14 protein-coding genes are annotated in these 16,988 nt (G+C 73.2%); 6 read left to right on the forward strand and 8 right to left on the reverse strand.

What is annotated here, in order from left to right:
* Nucleotides 1-50: 50 nt before the first annotated feature.
* Nucleotides 51-1,436, forward strand: coding sequence for a maltokinase N-terminal cap-like domain-containing protein (locus tag OIE12_RS29550; RefSeq protein WP_329140557.1), 1,386 nt, complete (start codon nucleotides 51-53; stop codon nucleotides 1,434-1,436).
* Complete coding sequence (gene glgB / locus OIE12_RS29555) at nucleotides 1,433-3,640, forward strand: 1,4-alpha-glucan branching enzyme (protein WP_329140559.1); 2,208 nt, start codon at nucleotides 1,433-1,435, stop codon at nucleotides 3,638-3,640. The genes OIE12_RS29550 and glgB overlap by 4 nt, the downstream gene beginning before the upstream one ends.
* A gap of 141 nt (nucleotides 3,641-3,781) precedes the next feature.
* Here glgB and OIE12_RS29560 read toward each other — a convergent pair whose 3' ends face one another.
* Nucleotides 3,782-4,150 carry an ANTAR domain-containing protein gene (locus tag OIE12_RS29560; RefSeq protein ID WP_329140560.1) on the reverse strand — a complete coding sequence of 123 codons (369 nt, stop codon included), beginning with the start codon at nucleotides 4,148-4,150 and terminating at the stop codon, nucleotides 3,782-3,784.
* 138 nt (nucleotides 4,151-4,288) lie between these two features.
* Here OIE12_RS29560 and OIE12_RS29565 point away from each other — a divergent pair, with 138 nt between their 5' ends.
* From OIE12_RS29565 to OIE12_RS29575, 3 genes are all read left to right on the forward strand, one after another.
* Nucleotides 4,289-4,960 (forward strand): UdgX family uracil-DNA binding protein, encoded by a 672-nt coding sequence (locus OIE12_RS29565; protein ID WP_329140562.1) that lies wholly within the window; start codon nucleotides 4,289-4,291, stop codon nucleotides 4,958-4,960.
* A 57-nt stretch (nucleotides 4,961-5,017) separates the two neighbouring features.
* Nucleotides 5,018-5,248, forward strand: coding sequence for a hypothetical protein (locus OIE12_RS29570; protein ID WP_329140564.1), 231 nt, complete (start codon nucleotides 5,018-5,020; stop codon nucleotides 5,246-5,248).
* An 88-nt stretch (nucleotides 5,249-5,336) separates the two neighbouring features.
* The gene (locus OIE12_RS29575; RefSeq protein ID WP_329140566.1) at nucleotides 5,337-6,800 is read left to right on the forward strand and encodes an aminotransferase class I/II-fold pyridoxal phosphate-dependent enzyme; all 1,464 of its coding nucleotides are present in this window, start codon (nucleotides 5,337-5,339) and stop codon (nucleotides 6,798-6,800) included.
* Between the two features lie 107 nt (nucleotides 6,801-6,907).
* Here OIE12_RS29575 and OIE12_RS29580 read toward each other — a convergent pair whose 3' ends face one another.
* Entirely contained in the window at nucleotides 6,908-7,819 is a 912-nt protein-coding gene (locus OIE12_RS29580; RefSeq protein WP_329140567.1) for an SDR family oxidoreductase, read from the reverse strand.
* Between the two features lie 170 nt (nucleotides 7,820-7,989).
* Between OIE12_RS29580 and OIE12_RS29585 the strand changes: the two genes are divergently transcribed.
* The gene (locus OIE12_RS29585) at nucleotides 7,990-8,910 is read left to right on the forward strand and encodes a LysR family transcriptional regulator (RefSeq protein ID WP_329140569.1); all 921 of its coding nucleotides are present in this window, start codon (nucleotides 7,990-7,992) and stop codon (nucleotides 8,908-8,910) included.
* 73 nt (nucleotides 8,911-8,983) lie between these two features.
* On the opposite strand, the gene OIE12_RS29590 is transcribed toward OIE12_RS29585, so the two are convergent.
* From OIE12_RS29590 to rhaI, 6 genes are all read right to left on the reverse strand, one after another.
* Nucleotides 8,984-9,649: a LutC/YkgG family protein gene (locus OIE12_RS29590; protein ID WP_329140571.1), complete on the reverse strand. Its 666-nt coding sequence runs from the start codon at nucleotides 9,647-9,649 to the stop codon at nucleotides 8,984-8,986.
* Nucleotides 9,646-11,124 carry a LutB/LldF family L-lactate oxidation iron-sulfur protein gene (locus OIE12_RS29595; protein ID WP_329140573.1) on the reverse strand — a complete coding sequence of 493 codons (1,479 nt, stop codon included), beginning with the start codon at nucleotides 11,122-11,124 and terminating at the stop codon, nucleotides 9,646-9,648. Before OIE12_RS29595 ends, OIE12_RS29590 begins: the two co-directional genes overlap by 4 nt.
* Entirely contained in the window at nucleotides 11,121-11,876 is a 756-nt protein-coding gene (locus OIE12_RS29600) for a (Fe-S)-binding protein (protein ID WP_329140575.1), read from the reverse strand. Before OIE12_RS29600 ends, OIE12_RS29595 begins: the two co-directional genes overlap by 4 nt.
* Nucleotides 11,877-11,990: 114 nt before the next feature.
* Entirely contained in the window at nucleotides 11,991-13,472 is a 1,482-nt protein-coding gene (locus OIE12_RS29605) for a rhamnulokinase (protein WP_329140577.1), read from the reverse strand.
* Nucleotides 13,469-15,508, reverse strand: coding sequence for a bifunctional aldolase/short-chain dehydrogenase (locus OIE12_RS29610; RefSeq protein WP_329140579.1), 2,040 nt, complete (start codon nucleotides 15,506-15,508; stop codon nucleotides 13,469-13,471). The genes OIE12_RS29605 and OIE12_RS29610 overlap by 4 nt, the downstream gene beginning before the upstream one ends.
* 158 nt (nucleotides 15,509-15,666) lie before the next feature.
* Nucleotides 15,667-16,827, reverse strand: a complete 1,161-nt coding sequence (gene rhaI, locus OIE12_RS29615) for an L-rhamnose isomerase (RefSeq protein ID WP_329140581.1) — start codon at nucleotides 16,825-16,827, stop codon at nucleotides 15,667-15,669.
* Nucleotides 16,828-16,988 lie beyond the last annotated feature (161 nt).

Raw genomic sequence — 16,988 nt, forward strand, 5'->3', positions numbered from 1 at the left:
CACCCTCCCCCCGTGGATTCCGCCGCGTGGCCCGGAAAGGACGCGACGCCATGCCGAACACCGCAACGCTCCGCCCGAGTGGCCTGGGCGCGGGGTCGCTGCTGACCTCACTTGCCGACCTGCTGCACGGCTGGCTGCCCCGGCAGCGCTGGTTCGCGGGCAAGGGCCGCCCCGTCACGAAGCTCGCCCTGCTCAGCGTGACCGAGCTGCACCCCGGGTGTCTGCATCTGCTGGTGCACGCGGGACACGCCGAGCCGCCGTCCGGGGAGCATCCCCTGCACGACTGCTACCAACTGCTCCTCGGCGCCCGTGAGACGCTGCCGCCGCACCTGGCGCCCGCCGCCATCGGCCGCCCGGCTGAGGGCCCGCTGGCCGGACTGATGGTCTACGACGCCCTCCAGGACCCCCGCTCGGCCGCCCTGCTCCTGGAGCGGCTGCGCACCCCGGGCACCGCGGGCGCCCTCGCCTTCGAACGTGACGCCAAGGTGCTGCTGCCCTCCGGGCTCGCGCCCCGGCTCCTGGACGCCGAGCAGTCCAACTCCTCGGTGGTGTACGGCGACACGTACATCCTCAAGGTGTTCCGCCGCGTCCAGCCCGGTGTCAACCCCGACCTGGAGGTGCCCGGTGCCCTCGCCCGGCAGGGCTGCACCCGGGTCCCGGCGCCCGTCGCCTGGGTCCGCACCTCGCTGCCGTGGGACGCCACCCTCGCCGTCCTCCAGCCGTATCTGCGCGGCGCCGAGGACGGCTGGACCCAGGCGCTCGGTACGCTCGCCTCCGGGGCCGACTTCACCGAGGAGGCGTACGAACTGGGGCGGGCCACCGCCGAGGTGCACCTCGCGCTCGCCGCCGCGTTCCCGCTGGAGTACCCCGACCGGCGCCAGCACCGGCACCTGGCGGCCGCGATGCGCGACCGCATCGACGCCGTCGCCCGTGCCGTGCCCCAACTCCAGCCGTACGCCCCCGCGCTGAGCTCGGCGGTCGAGGCGCTCGCCGGACTGGACGCGGCCCGCCCCGCGCAGCGCATCCACGGCGACCTCCACCTGGGGCAGGTGCTGCGCACCGGGAACGACTGGCACCTCATCGACTTCGAGGGCGAACCGGCCCGCCCGCTGCCCGAACGCCGTCGCGCCCAGTCGCCGATAAGGGATGTCGCGGGCATGCTGCGGTCCTTCGACTACGCGGCGCGCACGGGCAGGCCGTGGCGCCCCGAATGGTCCCAGCGCTGCCGGGAGGCGTACTGCGCGGGGTACGCCGCCGCGGCCGGCTGGGACCCCCGCCAGGAACCCGAACTGCTGCGCGCCCATGAGACGGACCGGGCCGTGTACGAGGTCCTCTACGAGGCCCGGCACCGCCCCGACTGGCTGCCCGTGCCGATGGCGGCGATCACCCGTCTCGCCGAACGTCCACCGGCCGGATCGAGGAGGCCCACACCATGACCGCACGCACACGAACCCGCCCGGCCCCGCCCACCCAGGCCGCTCCGCCGGGAGCGGAGGACAGGGAGCGGCTGCTGGCCGGCACGCACCACGACCCGCACGCCGTCCTGGGCGCCCATCCGGCGCCCGGCGGCGTCGCCGTGCGCGTACTGCGCCCGTACGCCACGGCGGTCACCGTGGTGACGGGGGAGGGGGAGACCGCGCTGCACGACGACGGCGACGGCTTCTTCACCGCGCTCCTGCACCGCCCGGAGATGCCCGGGTACCGGCTGCGGATCGCCTACGGGGAGGCGGTGCACGAGACGGACGACCCGTACCGTTTCCTGCCCGCGCTCGGCGAGTTCGACCTGCACCTGATCCACGAGGGCCGGCACGAGCGGCTGTGGGACGCGCTCGGCGCCCAGCCGATGGTCCACGAGGGCGTCGAGGGCACCCGCTTCACGGTGTGGGCGCCGCACGCGCGCGGGGTCCGGGTGTGCGGCGAGTTCTGCCACTGGGACGGCACCGCCCTGCCCATGCGCTCGCTCGGCCACAGCGGGGTGTGGGAGCTGTTCGTGCCGGGCCTGGGGGAGGGCACGCTCTACAAGTTCGACATCACGCGACCCGACGGCGGCCACACCCTCCGCGCCGACCCGATGGCCCGGCGCGCGGAGGTGCCCCCGGCCACCGCCTCGATCGTCACCGCCTCGCACCACGAGTGGAGCGACGGCGAGTGGATGGCCCGGCGTGGCGAACGCCCCGTCCACGAGGCCCCGTTCTCCGTCTACGAGGTCCACCTCGCCTCCTGGCGCCCCGGCCTGACGTATCGTCAGCTCGCCGAGGAGCTGCCCGCGTACGTGGCCGATCTCGGCTTCACGCACGTCGAGTTGATGCCGGTCGCGGAGCATCCCTTCGGCGGCTCCTGGGGCTACCAGGTCACCGGCTTCTACGCACCCACCTCCCGGCTCGGCACCCCCGACGACTTCAAGTACCTCATCGACGCGCTGCACCGGGCCGGCATCGGCGTCCTCATGGACTGGGTGCCCGCGCACTTCCCGCGCGACGACTGGGCGCTGGCCCGGTTCGACGGCGGCAACCTCTACGAACATGCCGACCCGCAGCGGGCCTCGCACCCCGACTGGGGGACGCTGGAGTTCGACTACGGGCGCAACGAGGTGCGCAACTTCCTCGTGGCCAACGCCGTGTACTGGTGCGAGGAGTTCCACATCGACGGCCTGCGCGTGGACGCCGTCGCCTCGATGCTCTACCTCGACTACTCGCGCGAGGACGGGCAGTGGGTGCCCAACATGTACGGCGGGCGCGAGGACCTGGCCGCGGTGGCGTTCCTCCAGGAGATGAACGCGACCGTGTACCGGCGCTGCCCCGGGGTGGTCACCATCGCGGAGGAGTCCACGGCCTGGGACGGTGTCACCCGCCCCACCGACATCGTCGGCGCCGGGGGTTTCGGCGGGCTCGGGTTCGGGCTGAAGTGGAACATGGGCTGGATGCACGACTCACTGGAGTACATCCAGCACGAGCCGGTGCACCGCAAGTACCACCACAACGAGATGACGTTCTCGATGGTGTACGCCTACAGCGAGAACTACGTGCTGCCCATCTCGCACGACGAGGTCGTGCACGGCAAGCAGGCGCTGGTGAGCAAGATGCCGGGCGACTGGTGGCAGCGGCGGGCCAACCACCGTGCGTACCTCGGCTTCATGTGGGCCCACCCCGGCAAGCAACTCCTGTTCATGGGGCAGGAGTTCGCGCAGGGCGCGGAGTGGTCGGCGGAGGGCGGGCCGGAGTGGTGGCTCATGGACGAGGGGTACTGCGCGGCCGGCGACCACCGGGGGGTGCGGGATCTGGTGCGCGATCTGAACGTGCGGTACCGGGAGACGCCGGCGCTGTGGGAGCGGGACACCTCCCCGGAGGGGTTCGCATGGATCGACGCGAACGCGGGGGAGGACAACGTGCTGTCGTTCGTGCGGTACGACGCGGCGGGGGCGCCGCTGGTCGTGGTGTGCAACTTCTCGCCGGTGGTGCGGCACGACTACCGGGTCGCGGTGCCGGAGGGCGTGGGGGTGTTGCGTGAGGTGCTGAACACGGACGCGGAGCGGTACGGGGGGAGCGGGGTGAGTGGGGGCGAGCTGGTCAAGCCGGAGCCGGATGGCGCTCTGCGCCTGACGCTGCCGCCGCTGGCCACGGTGTGGCTGCGGCCGGAGTAGTGGCGGGTGGGGGTGGCCGGGGGGTTTCTCGCCCCCGCCGCCCCTACCCTTCCCGTCCCCGGGGGGGCAAGCCCCCGGACCCCCAAAAAGATCGCGCAGTTCCCACCCACCCGCAGTCGCCGAACGACAAGCACTCCCGAGCTATGACGCGCCCTCCCCGGAGGGGGCCGGGACGCGCGTGGGCCCGTGGCGGTCCAGCGCGTCCTCCAGCACCGCTGTCACCTCCGGTGGCAGAACCCCCGTGCCGCCCCAATTGACCAGAGTCTCCGCCAGGCACCGCAGCTTGATGTTGGTGTGCTGGGAGACCTCCACCAGCACCTGCCAGGCCTCGTCCGGCGTCACGCGGGCCAGGCCGACGACCATGCCGATCGCCTGGTCCACGACCGCGTGCGAGGTGATGGCCTCCTTGAGCTGGCGGTTCTCCTCCTCCAGGGCGAAGATCCGCTCCGCGTCCGCCGCCGCTCCCACGGGGTCCTGCGGCTCCTGCCCTGCCCGGGCTCTCGAGGTCATCGTCCCTCCGGGATCCTGTTCGGGGCCCACCGTGCGGGGCGTTGCCTCCATGGTCGCGGCGCGGGCGGGTGTGTGCGAGCCGGGACGGGGTACCCCGGGGCGGCGACGACCGCAGCCGCGGGTGCGGAGGTGACCCCCATGAGCCGTACGCGTACCGACGACGACACCGGGCCCGCCGCCTACGACGCGGCCCCCTTCGTACCGGAGGACGCCGGGCTGGACGCGCTGCGCCGGGCGGCGGCCGGGTGCCGGGGGTGTCCGCTGTACGAGGACGCCACGCAGACCGTGTTCGGGCAGGGGGACGCCGACGCCCGGGTGCTGCTCGTCGGGGAGCAGCCCGGAGACCAGGAGGACCGCGCGGGCGAACCCTTCGTCGGCCCCGCCGGGCGACTGCTGGACCGGGCGCTGGAGGAGGCCGGGATCGACCGGGACCGGGCGTACGTCACCAACGCCGTCAAGCACTTCAAGTTCACCGTGCCCGAACGCGGCAAGCGGCGCATCCACAAGGCGCCGACGCTGCGGGAGGCGAAGGCGTGCCGCCCCTGGCTGACGGCGGAACTGGCCCGGGTCCGCCCCGAGGTGGTCGTCGCCCTCGGCGCGACCGCGGGCAAGGCCCTGCTGGGCGGCTCCTTCCGGGTGAGCCGGGACCGCGGCGTCCTGCTCGACCTCCCCTCGGACCCGGACGGCCCCCGCGTCCTCGCCACGCTGCACCCCTCGGCGATCCTCCGCGCCGACGACCGGGAGGCCGCGTACGCCGGCTTCCTCACCGACCTGAAGGCCGCCGCCAAGGCGCTGCGCGGCGCTCCGTAGAGGGACGCCCGGCACGCCGCCCCGGCTGGAAACCGCGAGCCCGGGTACTCGGACCGCATGCATGAGAACACCGCACGCCACGATTCGGGCAAGAAGCCGGCCGGTACCGCCGCCGACGAGTTCCTCGAGGAGCTGGAGGAGCTCGGCGAGGAGGAGGACACCGACACCGGCGAGGGCGCTCCCGGCGGTTCCGGCGACCCCCTCACCACCAGCCGGCACGCCAACCGCGAGGCCGCCGAGGGGCATCCCCAGGGCGAGAGCGGGCGGGACGGCGACCGCCGCGGCTGACCGGCCGCCCGTTCACCCGTCCGCGTACCCGACCAGTGGGAGGACCGGCATTCCCGAACCCGGCATCCCCGACAAGGAGGAGACACCCGTGGATCACACCCAGGCGCCCGTGCTCGACGCCCTGCGCACCTATCACGAGCGGGGCGAGACCGCCTTCACCCCGCCCGGGCACAAGCAGGCGCGCGGCGCGGACCCTCAGGCGCGGGCGGTCCTCGGTGACGCCGTCTACCACTCCGACGTCCTCGCCTCCGGCGGCCTCGACGACCGCCGCACCCGGCACGAGATCCTCACGCACGCCGAGGAACTGATGGCCGACGCCGTCCACGCCGACCACACCTTCTTCACCACCTGCGGCAGTTCCCTGTCCGTGAAGGCCGCCATGCTCGCCGTGGCCGGGCCGCACGAGAAGCTGGTCGTGGGCCGCGACGCGCACAAGTCGGTCGTGTCGGGGCTCATCCTCGCCGGCATCGAACCCGTCTGGGTCGACCCGAGCTGGGACCCCGAGCAGCACCTCGCCCACCCGCCGCGGGCGCACGCCTACGAGAAGGCGCTCGAGGCCCACCCCGACGCCCGCGGTGTCCTCGTCACCAGCCCCACCCCGTACGGCACCGTCGCCGAACTCAGCCGGATCGCCGAGGTGGCGCACGCCCGGGGCCTGCCCGTCATCGTGGACGAGGCATGGGGCGCCCATCTGCCGTTCCACCCGGACCTGCCGTCCTGGGCGATGGACGCGGGCGCCGACGTCTGCGTCACCAGCGTCCACAAGATGGGCAGCGGACTCGAACAGGGCTCCGTCTTCCACCTCCAGGGCTCGCTGATCGACCCGATGACCCTCCAGTCCCGCTCCGACCTGCTCGGCACGACCAGCCCGTCGGTCCTCATCTACGCCGGGATGGACGCCTGGCGGCGTCAGATGGTGCTGCGGGGCAAGGAGTTGATGGGCGACGCGCTGAAGCTCGCCGAGGACGTCCGCTCCGCCATCGACGAGATCCCCGGGATGCGCGTCCTGGGCGAGGACGCGTTGGTGGGGCCCGAACTGGCCGCCGGGTTCGACCCGTTGCCGATCGTCATCGACATCCACGGCCTCGGCACCTCCGGCTACCGGGCCGCCGACTGGCTGCGCGAGCGGCACCACATGGACATGCACCTCGCGGACCACCGGCGGCTCAGCGCCCAGCTCACCCACGCCGACTCACCGGCCACCACCGGGCCGCTCCTCGACGCGCTGCGGGACCTGGCCGAGCACGCCGGCGAACTGACCGCCGACCTGCCCGACATGGTGGTGCCGACCGGCTCGCAGATGCGGATGCGGCAGGTGGGCCTGCCCCGGGACGCGTACTTCGGCCCCAAGGAGGCCGTCGCCTGGGAGGACGCCGCCGGACGGATCTCCGCGGAGATGATCACGCCGTACCCGCCGGGCATCCCGGCGATCGTGCCCGGCGAGCGCCTCACCGACCACGTCCTGCGCTATCTGCGCACGGGCCTGGAGGGCGGCATGAACCTCCCGGACGCCACGGACCCGGAGCTGAAGCAGATCTACGTGGTGCCGTGACGGTGACACGGCGGGCCGCAAGGGCGCGGGGCTGCGCTTTTTGCGCGGCTCCGCCGCGGGGGCGCGACGAGCCACGACGCACCCGCACGGGTTACCGCGGACGCCGGTCAGGACGCCGCCGCACCGGTCTCCCCGTCGGCGAAGTAGTGCCCCTCGTCCAGGTCCGTGAGGAGCCGCGCCCCGGCCGGCTCCCAGCCCAGGGCCTCGCGGGTGCGGACGCTGGAGGCCGGCGCGTCCGCCGAGACGATCGGGGCGAACCAGCCGAAGTGGCCGGGCGCCTCCTCGGCGGACACGCCCCGCACCGGCACTCCCAGATGCCGGCCGATGACGCCCGCGATCTCGCGCAGCGGCACGCCCTCGTCGTCGACCGCGTGCAGCCTGCTGCCCGCCGGCGCGCCCTCGACGGCCAGCCGGAACAGCCGCGCGGCGTCCAGCCGGTGCACGGCGGGCCAGCGGTTGGCGCCGTCACCGACGTACGCGGACACGCCCTTCTCCCGGGCGATGTCGATCAGGATCCTGACGAAGCCCCGGTCGCCGCGGCCGTGCACGGTCGGGGCGAGCCGGACGGCCGAGGCCCGCACCCCGCGCTCGGCCAGCGCGAACAGGGTGTCCTCCGAGCGGCCCCGGGGCTGCGGCCCCGCCGGGTCCTCCTCCGTGGCCACCTCGCCGCGAGGGGCGGCCAGCAGGACCCCGGAGGCGATGACGAGGGGCCGGCCGGTGCCGGCCAGCCCGGCGCCGAGCGCCTCGATCGCGGCCCGGTCGGTGGCGGCGGCCGCCGCCATGTCGCTGAAGTCGTGGACGTAGGCCAGATGGACGACGCCGTCCGCGGCGGCCGCCGCACCGCGCAGACCGTCGAGGTCGTCGAGGGTGCCGCGGTGCACGTCGGCCCCGGTCGCCGCGACCGACCCGGCGGTCTCCTCGGACCGGACCATGCCGGTGACCCGGTGGCCCGCGTCGAGCAGGTCCCGGACGACGGCGGAACCGATGAAGCCGGCCGCGCCGGTGACGAATACACGCATGACAGTGTGCTCCTGGGAACGAAGCGGATGGGAGGACGCCTCCAGCGTCCGGCCGGGAGGCGGCGGGCGTCCAAGGCCTGATGCGTATGCCGTCATGCACTTTGGGCATCACACGAGGTCAGTGCGATTGCACGTAGCCGCGTTCCGTCCGGGGCGCGTACGCTGTCCGCATGACGGAACCGGCTCCCGCGCCCGATCTCGACCTGCGGCTGGTCCGCTACTTCGTGGCGGTCGCCGAGCACCGGCACTTCGGCCGGGCCGCCGCGCGACTGCATCTGACCCAGCCCTCGCTCAGCCGCCAGATCCACCGGCTGGAACACCAATTGGGCGCCCGCCTCCTCGACCGCACGCCCCAGGGCAACACGCTCACCGCGGCCGGGGAGGTGTTCCTGCCCCGGGCCAGGGCCCTGCTGCGCTCCGCCGACCAGACCGTGGCCGTCACCCGCGCCGCCGCCGAGCCGAGCCGGATCGTCGTCGGCTTCACCCGCGGCCTGATCGTCACCCCCGCCGTGCGCGCGCTGCGGCACCGGCACCCGGACGCCGACGTACAGACCGTGTTCGTGGAGTTCGGGCAGGCCACCGCGGCCCTGCTGGACCACCGGGTCGACGCGGTCGTCACCCGGCTGCCCGTCCCGACCGCGGGACTGCGGGTGACGGTGCTGCGCGAGGAACCCCGCATGCTGATGATGCCGGTCGACCACCCGCTGGCCGGCAAGGAGTCCCTCACCCTCGACGACATCGCGGGCGAGCCGCTGCTGCGCGCGGCCGACCCGGAGTGGAACGCCTACTGGCGCATCGACCCCCGGCCCGACGGCAGCCCGGTGCCCGACGGGCCGGTGGCCGAGTCGTTCGAGGACAAGTTCGAGATCGTCGCCAGCGGCCAGGCGGTGGCCATCGTCCCCGCCGCTCGCGACGGCGGCGTGCCGCGCCCCGACCTGACCGCCGTACCCCTGCGCGACGTCCCACCCAGCCATGTCGTGCTGGCCACCCGTGCGGGCGACCGCGGCCGGCTGGTGACGGCCTTCAGCAGGGCCGCCGAGACCCACCTCACCGATCCCGACGACCCGCCCACCAGCGGCCCGCTGCCCTGACCGGCCGGGCCGCGCCGCCCGCCGGCCCACGGAGCCGGCCGCTCCGGTCCCCCGTACCGGAGCGGCCGTCGTCTCAGCTGCCGTCCGCCCCGCCGAGCAGTACGACCTCCAGGGTGCGCGGTCCGTGCACCCCCTCCACCCGGTCCAGCTCGATGTCGCTCGTCGCCGACGGACCGGAGATCCAGGTCAGCGGGCGGACCGGGTCCAGCCGCTCCATGGCCTGCGGCACGGCGCCCACCACCTGGTCCGGCACCCGCACCACGCAGATGTGGTGGTCCGGGATGAGCGTGATCCGCCGGCGGCCCTGGTCCGGGCTCCCGTCCAGTACGAGCGTGCCGGTCTCGGCGATCGCCACCGCACAGCCGGTGAGCACACTGTCCACCCGGTCGAGCTCGGCGGCGGTGCTCTCCGCCCCGTCCGGCACCCGCGTCACGTCCGCGCCCGTGTCGGCGAGCCACGCCTCGTCCAGTCCCGGCGGGACCAGCACCGACCGCGCGCCCCGCCCCGCGAGCAGCCCGGCGATCAGCGCGGACAGCTCGGGCACGGTGGCGCACCGGTGCACGAGCGCCCGGTAGTCCGCCAGGTTCTCGGCGAGCAGCTCCACCGTCTGCGCGACGCTCCGCCCGCCGTGCTCCCGCTCGTAGTCCCGGGGGAGGGCCAGCTCGTACGGTGTCTCGTCCGGCGTCACGTCCGCCAGCGCCCGCCGCACCCGCCCCAGGATGACGTCCCTGCTGCTCACTTGACCCCGTCCTTTCCGCCGTTCGTCCGCTGCCACCAGTCCCGGAACGGTTCCGCCGGCACCGGCGGCAGGTCCCGGCTTCCGCTCCACGCCCGGCCCGGGCCGGGCAGCGTACGGGGATGGAAGCGCCGGGTGCGGGAGGCGAGCCGCTGGCCGGTGCGCAGGGCACCGGGGTGGGAGAACGCCCAGCGCGCGGCCCGCATCGCCGCACGCTCGGCGGCGTGCCCCTTGGCGGGCCTGAGCACCACCTTGGTGCCCTCGCGGGTCACCGTGCCGCCCTGCGCCACCCGCTCGCGCAGGTGCACCAGCACCTCCGGGATGTCGATGGCGACCGGGCACACCTCGTAGCAGGCTCCGCACAGCGAGGACGCGTACGGCAGCGAGGCGTCGATCTCGCTCTGCGTACCCCGCAGTTGGGGGCTGAGGATGGCGCCGATCGGGCCCGGGTAGACCGAGCCGTAGGCGTGCCCGCCGGCCCGCTCGTAGACCGGGCAGACGTTCAGGCAGGCCGAGCAGCGGATGCAGCGCAGCGCCTGTCGGCCGACCTCGTCGGCGAGGGTGTCGGTGCGCCCGTTGTCCAGCAGGACGAGGTGGAAGTTCTTCGGGCCGTCGCTGTCCGTGGTGCCCGTCCAGGTCGAGGTGTACGGGTTCATCCGCTCCGCCGTCGACGAGCGCGGCAGCGTCTGGAGGAACACCTCCAGGTCCCGCCAGGTCGGCACGATCTTCTCGATGCCGACCACGGAGATCAGCGTCTCCGGCAGGGTCAGGCACATCCGGCCGTTGCCCTCGGACTCCACCACGACCAGTGTGCCGGTCTCGGCGACCACGAAGTTGGCGCCGGAGATGCCGACCTTGGCGCGCAGGAACTTCTCCCGCAGATGCAGCCGGGCCGCCTCGGCGAGTTCGGCGGGGGAGTCGCTGAGCCCCTCGGGCGCCGGGCGCCCCCACTCGCTCATCTCGGAGCGGAAGATGTCCCGGATCTCGCCCCGGTTGCGGTGGATCGCGGGAACGAGGATGTGCGAGGGGCGGTCCTTGCCCAACTGCACGATCAGCTCGGCGAGGTCGGTCTCGTAGGCGTGGATGCCCTCGGCCTCCAGCGCCTCGTTGAGCCCGATCTCCTGCGTGGCCATGGACTTGACCTTGACGACCTCCGACTCGCCGGTCGCCTTGACCAGTTCGGCGACGATCCGGTTGGCCTCGTCGGCGTCGGCGGCCCAGTGGACGACACCGCCCGCCGCCGTCACCGCCTCCTCCACCCGCACCAGATACCGGTCCAGGTGACGCAGCGTGTGGTCCTTGATCCGCTTGCCGGCCTCGCGCAGCTCGGCCCAGTCGGACACCTCCGCGACCGCGTGCGCGCGCTTGGCGCGGATGGTGTGCGTGGCGTGACGCAGATTGCCGCGCAGCGTCTCGTTGCGGACCGCCTCGTGCGCGGCCCGCTGGAACGCCGGCATCCCGACGAATGTGCCGCTCATACCAGGGGCTCCTCTTCCGTGCTCGCCAGGATCTCCGCGAGGTGCACCGGCCGCATGCCCACCTTCAGCCGGCTCATCGTGCCGCCGATGTGCATCAGACACGAGTTGTCCGCGGCGCACAGCGTCCCGGCGCCGGTGGACTCCGCGTTGCGGACCTTGTCGACGCCCATCGCGGTGGACACGTCGGCGTTCTTCACCGCGAAGGTGCCGCCGAAGCCGCAGCACTCCTCGGCGCCCGGCAGCTCCGCCAGCTCCAGTCCCTTCACCGCCCGCAGCAGCTTCAGCGGCCGGTCCCCGAGGCCGAGCGAGCGCAGCCCGTGGCAGGTGGGGTGGTAGGTCACCGTGTGCGGGTAGTAGGCGCCGACGTCGGTCACGCCCAGCACGTCGACCAGGAACTCCGTCAGTTCGTACGTCTTCGGCACGACCGGCGCCAGCGTCCGGGCCAGGGTGTCGCCCCGGCCCTCGGCCCGCGCCCGCTCGCCCATCCGCGGATACAGTTCCCGCACCATCGCCCCGCACGAACCGGACGGCGTCACGATCGCCTCGTACTCCGCGAAGACCTCGGCGTAGTTCCGGGCCAGCGGCTCGGCCTCGTGCCGGTAACCGGTGTTGTAGTGCGCCTGCCCGCAGCAGGTCTGGGCCATGGGGAAGTCCACCTCGACCCCGAGCCTCGTCAGCAGCTTCACCACGGCACGTCCCGTGTCGGGATAGAGCGTGTCGTTGACGCAGGTCAGGAAGAGGGCGACACGCATGGTGGCTCCTTGCTGTCGATCATCTGAAAGGTACGGCGTACGACGCGACGGCGGTACGGGACACTACCCCGTACCGCACGCCGCATCCCGTCGTCATACGGCGGCGGAACCGTCTCATACGGCGGCGGACTCGGCCTCCCGGCCGGAGAGCCCGGAGAACCCGGCGAGCCGGGCCTCGGCCGCCCGCCAGGCGGCGGTGTCGCCGCGCGGCTCGTACCGCGTGAGCGGCTGGGTACGGGTCAGCAGCCGGCGCATCCCGGCCCGGTCGCCGACCAGCCCGTGCGCGCGCGCCTGCACCAGCACGTTGCCCAGCGCGGCCGCCTCGGTCGGCCCGGACACCACCGGCAGCCCGCAGGCGTCCGCCGTCAGCTGGCACAGCAGCGTGTTGCGGGTGCCGCCGCCGACGATGTGCACCACGTCGACCGGATGGTCGGCGAGCGACTGTGCCTCCACGACCGCCCTGCGGTGAGCCAGCGCGAGCGAGTCGAGGATGACCCGGGTGATCTCGGCGGGGGAGTCCGGCACCGGCTGCCCGGTGACCCGGCACGCCTCCGCGATCCGCTCGGGCATGTGCCCGGGCGCGAGGAACGCGGCGTCCCCCGCGTCCACCACCGACCGCAGCGCCGGCACCTCGCCCGCCGCCCGCAGCAGCGGACCGAGGTCCGGGTCGCCCCAGGCGCGTACGCACTCCTGGAGCAGCCACAGGCCCATGATGTTGCGCAGATAGCGGACCGTGCCGTCCAGGCCCAGCTCGTTGGTGAAGTTGGCCGCCCGGCTCGCCTCGGTGAGCACGGGCGCGTCCAGCTCCAGACCGGCCAGCGACCAGGTCCCGGTGCAGATGTACGCGAACCGCTCACCGTCCGCCGGGACCGCCGCCACCGCGGAGGCGGTGTCGTGCGAGCCGACGGTGGTCACCGGCACCGGGCCGGTCAGCCCGGTCTCCTCCAGCACCCCCGGGCGCAGCATCCCGGCCGGGTCGCCCGGCCGCCGCAGCGGCGCGAACAGCTCCAGGCCGATGCCGAGCCGTGCGGCCACGTCGTACGACCAGTCGCCGGTACGGGGGTCGACGAGCTGGGTGGTGGAGGCGTTGGTCAGCTCCGTGCCCTGCTCACCGGTGAGCCAGTACGCCAGCAGGTCAGGGATGAGCAACAGCCGCTTCGCCTGCTCCAGTTGGGCGGTGCCGCGGGCGGCCACCAGCTGGTACAGGGTGTTGAACGGCGCGTACTGCAGTCCGGTCGCCGCGTACAGCTCGGCCGCCGGCACCGTCTCCCACACCCGCTCGGCGACGCCCTCGGTGCGGGCGTCCCGGTAGTGCACCGGGTTGCCGAGCAGCGCCCCGTCCGCGTCCAGCAGCCCGTAGTCCACGGCCCAGCTGTCGATGCCGACGGAGTCCACCCGCCCTGCCGCCTTCAGGCCGTCCAGGACCCCCCGGTACAGCCCCAGCACGTCCCAGCGCAGCCCCTCGGGGACCCGCACCGGACGGTTGGGGAAGCGGTGCGCCTCGGTCAGCTCCAGCGAGTCGGGGCCGACGCGGCCGACCATGACGCGCCCGCTGGACGCGCCGAGGTCGACCGCGGCGTAGGCCTTGAGGCTCATCGCAGAAACGCGGCGGCGACGCCGGCGTCGACCGGGACGTGCAGCCCGGTGGTGTGCGTCAGCTCCCCGCCGGTCAGCGCGAACACGGCATTGGCGACGTGCTCCGGGAGCACCTCGCGCTTGAGGATGGTCCGCTGGGCGTAGAACTCGCCCAGCTTCTCCTCCTCGATGCCGTACGTCGCCGCCCGCTGGGCGCCCCAGCCCCCGGCGAAGATGCCCGAACCGCGCACCACGCCGTCGGGGTTGACCCCGTTGACCCGGATGCCGTGCTCGCCCAGCTCGGCCGCGAGCAGCCGCACCTGGTGCGCCTGGTCGGCCTTGGTCGCCGAGTAGGCGATGTTGTTCGGACCGGCGAAGACGGCGTTCTTGGAGGCGATGTAGACGATGTCGCCGCCCAGCTCCTGCGCGATCATCACCCGGGCCGCCTCGCGGGAGACGAGGAACGAACCGCGGGCCATGATGTCGTGCTGGAGGTCCCAGTCCTTCGCGGAGGTCTCCAGGAGCGGCTTGGAGATGGAGATGCCGGCGTTGTTGACGACCAGGTCGACGCCGCCGAAGGCGAGCACGGCCGCCTTGAAGGCGTCCGCGATCTGCTCCTCGTCCGTCACGTTCACGGTGACCGCGACGGCCTTGTCCGCCCCGCCCAGCTCCTCGGCGACGGCGGCCGCGTTCTCGGCGTTCAGATCGGCGACGACCACACACGCGCCCTCGGCCACCAGCCGGTGCGCGATCGCCTTGCCGATGCCGCTGCCCGCGCCGGTCACCAGCGCCACCCGGGTCGCCAGCGGCTTCGGCTTCGGCATCCGCTGGAGCTTGGCCTCCTCCAGCGCCCAGTACTCGATGCGGAACTTCTCCGACTCCTCGATCGGCGCGTACGTCGAGACGGCCTCCGCGCCGCGCATCACGTTGATGGCGTTGACGTAGAACTCGCCGGCCACCCGCGCGGTCTGCTTGTCCTTGCCGAAGGAGAACATGCCCACGCCCGGGACCAGCACGATCGCCGGGTCGGCGCCGCGCATCGCGGGGGAGCCGGGCTCGGCGTGCCGCTCGTAGTAGGCGGCGTACTCCGCGCGGTACTCCGCGTGCAGCTCCTTCAGCCGCGCCACGGCCTCCTCCACCGGCACGGTCGGCGCCAGGTCGAGGACGAGCGGGCGGACCTTGGTGCGCAGGAAGTGGTCCGGGCAGGAGGTGCCCAGCGCCGCGAGGCGCGGGTGCTCGGCGCGGGAGACGAAGTCCAGCACGACGTCCGCGTCGTTGAAGTGCCCGACCTGCGGCCGGTCCTGCGAGGCGATCGCCCGCACGTACGGCGCCAGCGCCGCCGCCCGCTCCCGCCGCTCGGCCGCGCCGAGAGCCTCGTAGCCCTCGATCACCGGGCCGAAGGGCTCCGCCTTGCCGCGCTCGGCGAGGAACGTCTCGGCGGTACGGATGATGTGCAGCGAGTTGCGCTCGCACTCCTCGGCGGTGTCGCCCCACGCGGTGATGCCGTGCCCGCCCAGGACGCAGCCGATGGCCCGCGGGTTGGCCTCCTTGACGGCGGCGATGTCCAGGCCGAGCTGGAACCCGGGCCGCCGCCACGGCACCCACACCACGGTGTCGCCGAAGCACTCGGCGGTCAGCTTCTTCCCGTCGGCCGCGCAGGCCAGCGCGATGCCGGAGTCGGGGTGCAGATGGTCGACGTGGACGGCGTCCACCAGACCGTGCATGGCGGTGTCGATGGAGGGGGCGGCGCCGCCCTTGCCATGCAGGCAGTAGTCGAACGCGGCGACCATCTCGTCCTCGCGCTCGACGCCCGGGTAGACGCCCTTCAGCGCCCGCAGCCGGTCCAGCCGCAGCACGGCGAGCCCGCCCTCGGTCAGGGTCCCGAGGTCACCGCCGGACCCCTTGACCCACATCAGCTCCACGTCACCACCGGTGACGGGGTCGGTCTCGGTGCCCTTGGCGGACGTGTTGCCGCCGGCGTAGTTGGTGTTGCGAGGGTCGGCGCCGAGCCGACGCGACCGCGCGAGCAGTTCTTCGGCAGCGGGATGGGGTGCCATGTGAATCTTCAGTCCTTCACGCATCTAAGGGGAGGAGTAGAGGGCGCGCCCTTCAATCGGGGCTGCGCCCCGAAGGGGGCGCGGGGAACTGCGCGACCAGCCACGACCGGCCGGCAGCCCGCGAACTACAAGAACCCGGCAGACGAATCCCGAGAGGCTCAGGCGCCCCAACCCGCCTGCTTGCCTCCCACCCGCTCCGCGACGATCTTCTCCTGCCACCCGCTGGAGCGATACGCCGCGATGGGGTCCGGGGCCAGCCCCGACTCCTCCCGCAGCTCACGAAGCAGCGGACGCACGTCCGTGTTGTACGCGTCCATCAGCACCGCGTTCGCCTCCAGCACGTCCCCCGCCCGCTGGGCCGCCCCCAGCGCCTCGCCGTCGACGAGCAGCGCCTTCGCCGTCGCCTCCTGGACGTTCATCACCGAGCGGATGATCGCCGGGATCTTCGCCTCGATGTTGTGGCACTGGTCGAGCATGAACGCGATGTCGGAGGTGAAGCCGCCGCCCCGGATGACCTCGTACATGATCCGGAAGAGCTGGAAGGGGTCGGCCGCGCCGACCATCAGGTCGTCGTCGGCGTAGAAGCGGGAGTTGAAGTCGAAGGCGCCGAGCTTGCCCTCGCGCAGCAGCGTGGCCACGATGAACTCGATGTTGGTGCCGGGGGCGTGGTGGCCGGTGTCGACGACGACCTGGGCCTTCTCGCCGAGCTTGAGGCAGTGCGCGTAGGCGGTGCCCCAGTCCGGGACGTCCGTGGCGTAGAAGGCCGGCTCGAAGAACTTGTACTCGAGCAGCATCCGCTGGTTCTCGCCGAGGCGCTCGTAGACCTCGGCGAGGCCCTCGGCCAGCCGGTCCTGGCGGGTGCGCAGGTCGTCCTGGCCGGGGTAGTTGGTGCCGTCGGCGAACCACAGCTTCAGGTCGCGGGAGCCGGTGGCGTCCATGATGTCGACGCACTCAAGGAGGTGGTCGACCGCCTTGCGGCGCACCTTCGCGTCGGGGGCGCAGATGCTGCCGAGCCGGTAGTCGTCGTCCTGGAAGGTGTTCGAATTGATCGCGCCAATCTTCACGCCGCGTTCCTCGGCGTGCTTGGCCAGGGCGGCGTAGTCGTCGACCTTGTCCCAGGGGATGTGCAGGGCGACCGTCGGGGCCGCGCCCGTGAACTCGTGGACCTTGGCGGCGTCGTCCAGCTTCTCGCGCGGGTCGCGGGGCACGCCCTGTTGGGCGAAGACCTTGAACCGGGTTCCCGAGTTGCCGTACGCCCACGACGGCGTCTCGATGGCCTGGGTCTTGAGGGCGGCCTTCACCGCGGCGAGCTCGGTCACTTCGTGACTCCCGTGACGTCGGATGGATCTTCGCGGCCGGGGACTGCGCGTCCACGTCGCAAAGTCGGGGGGTTGTGAAACGATTCAGGAGGGAAGCTAGGGCGGCCCGACAGGGCTGTCAACCCTTTGGGAGAGAGCCGTTACCCGTGATGGGGTTGTGA

It is taken from the genome of Streptomyces sp. NBC_00670, from assembly GCF_036226765.1.
GTDB lineage: Bacteria > Actinomycetota > Actinomycetes > Streptomycetales > Streptomycetaceae > Streptomyces.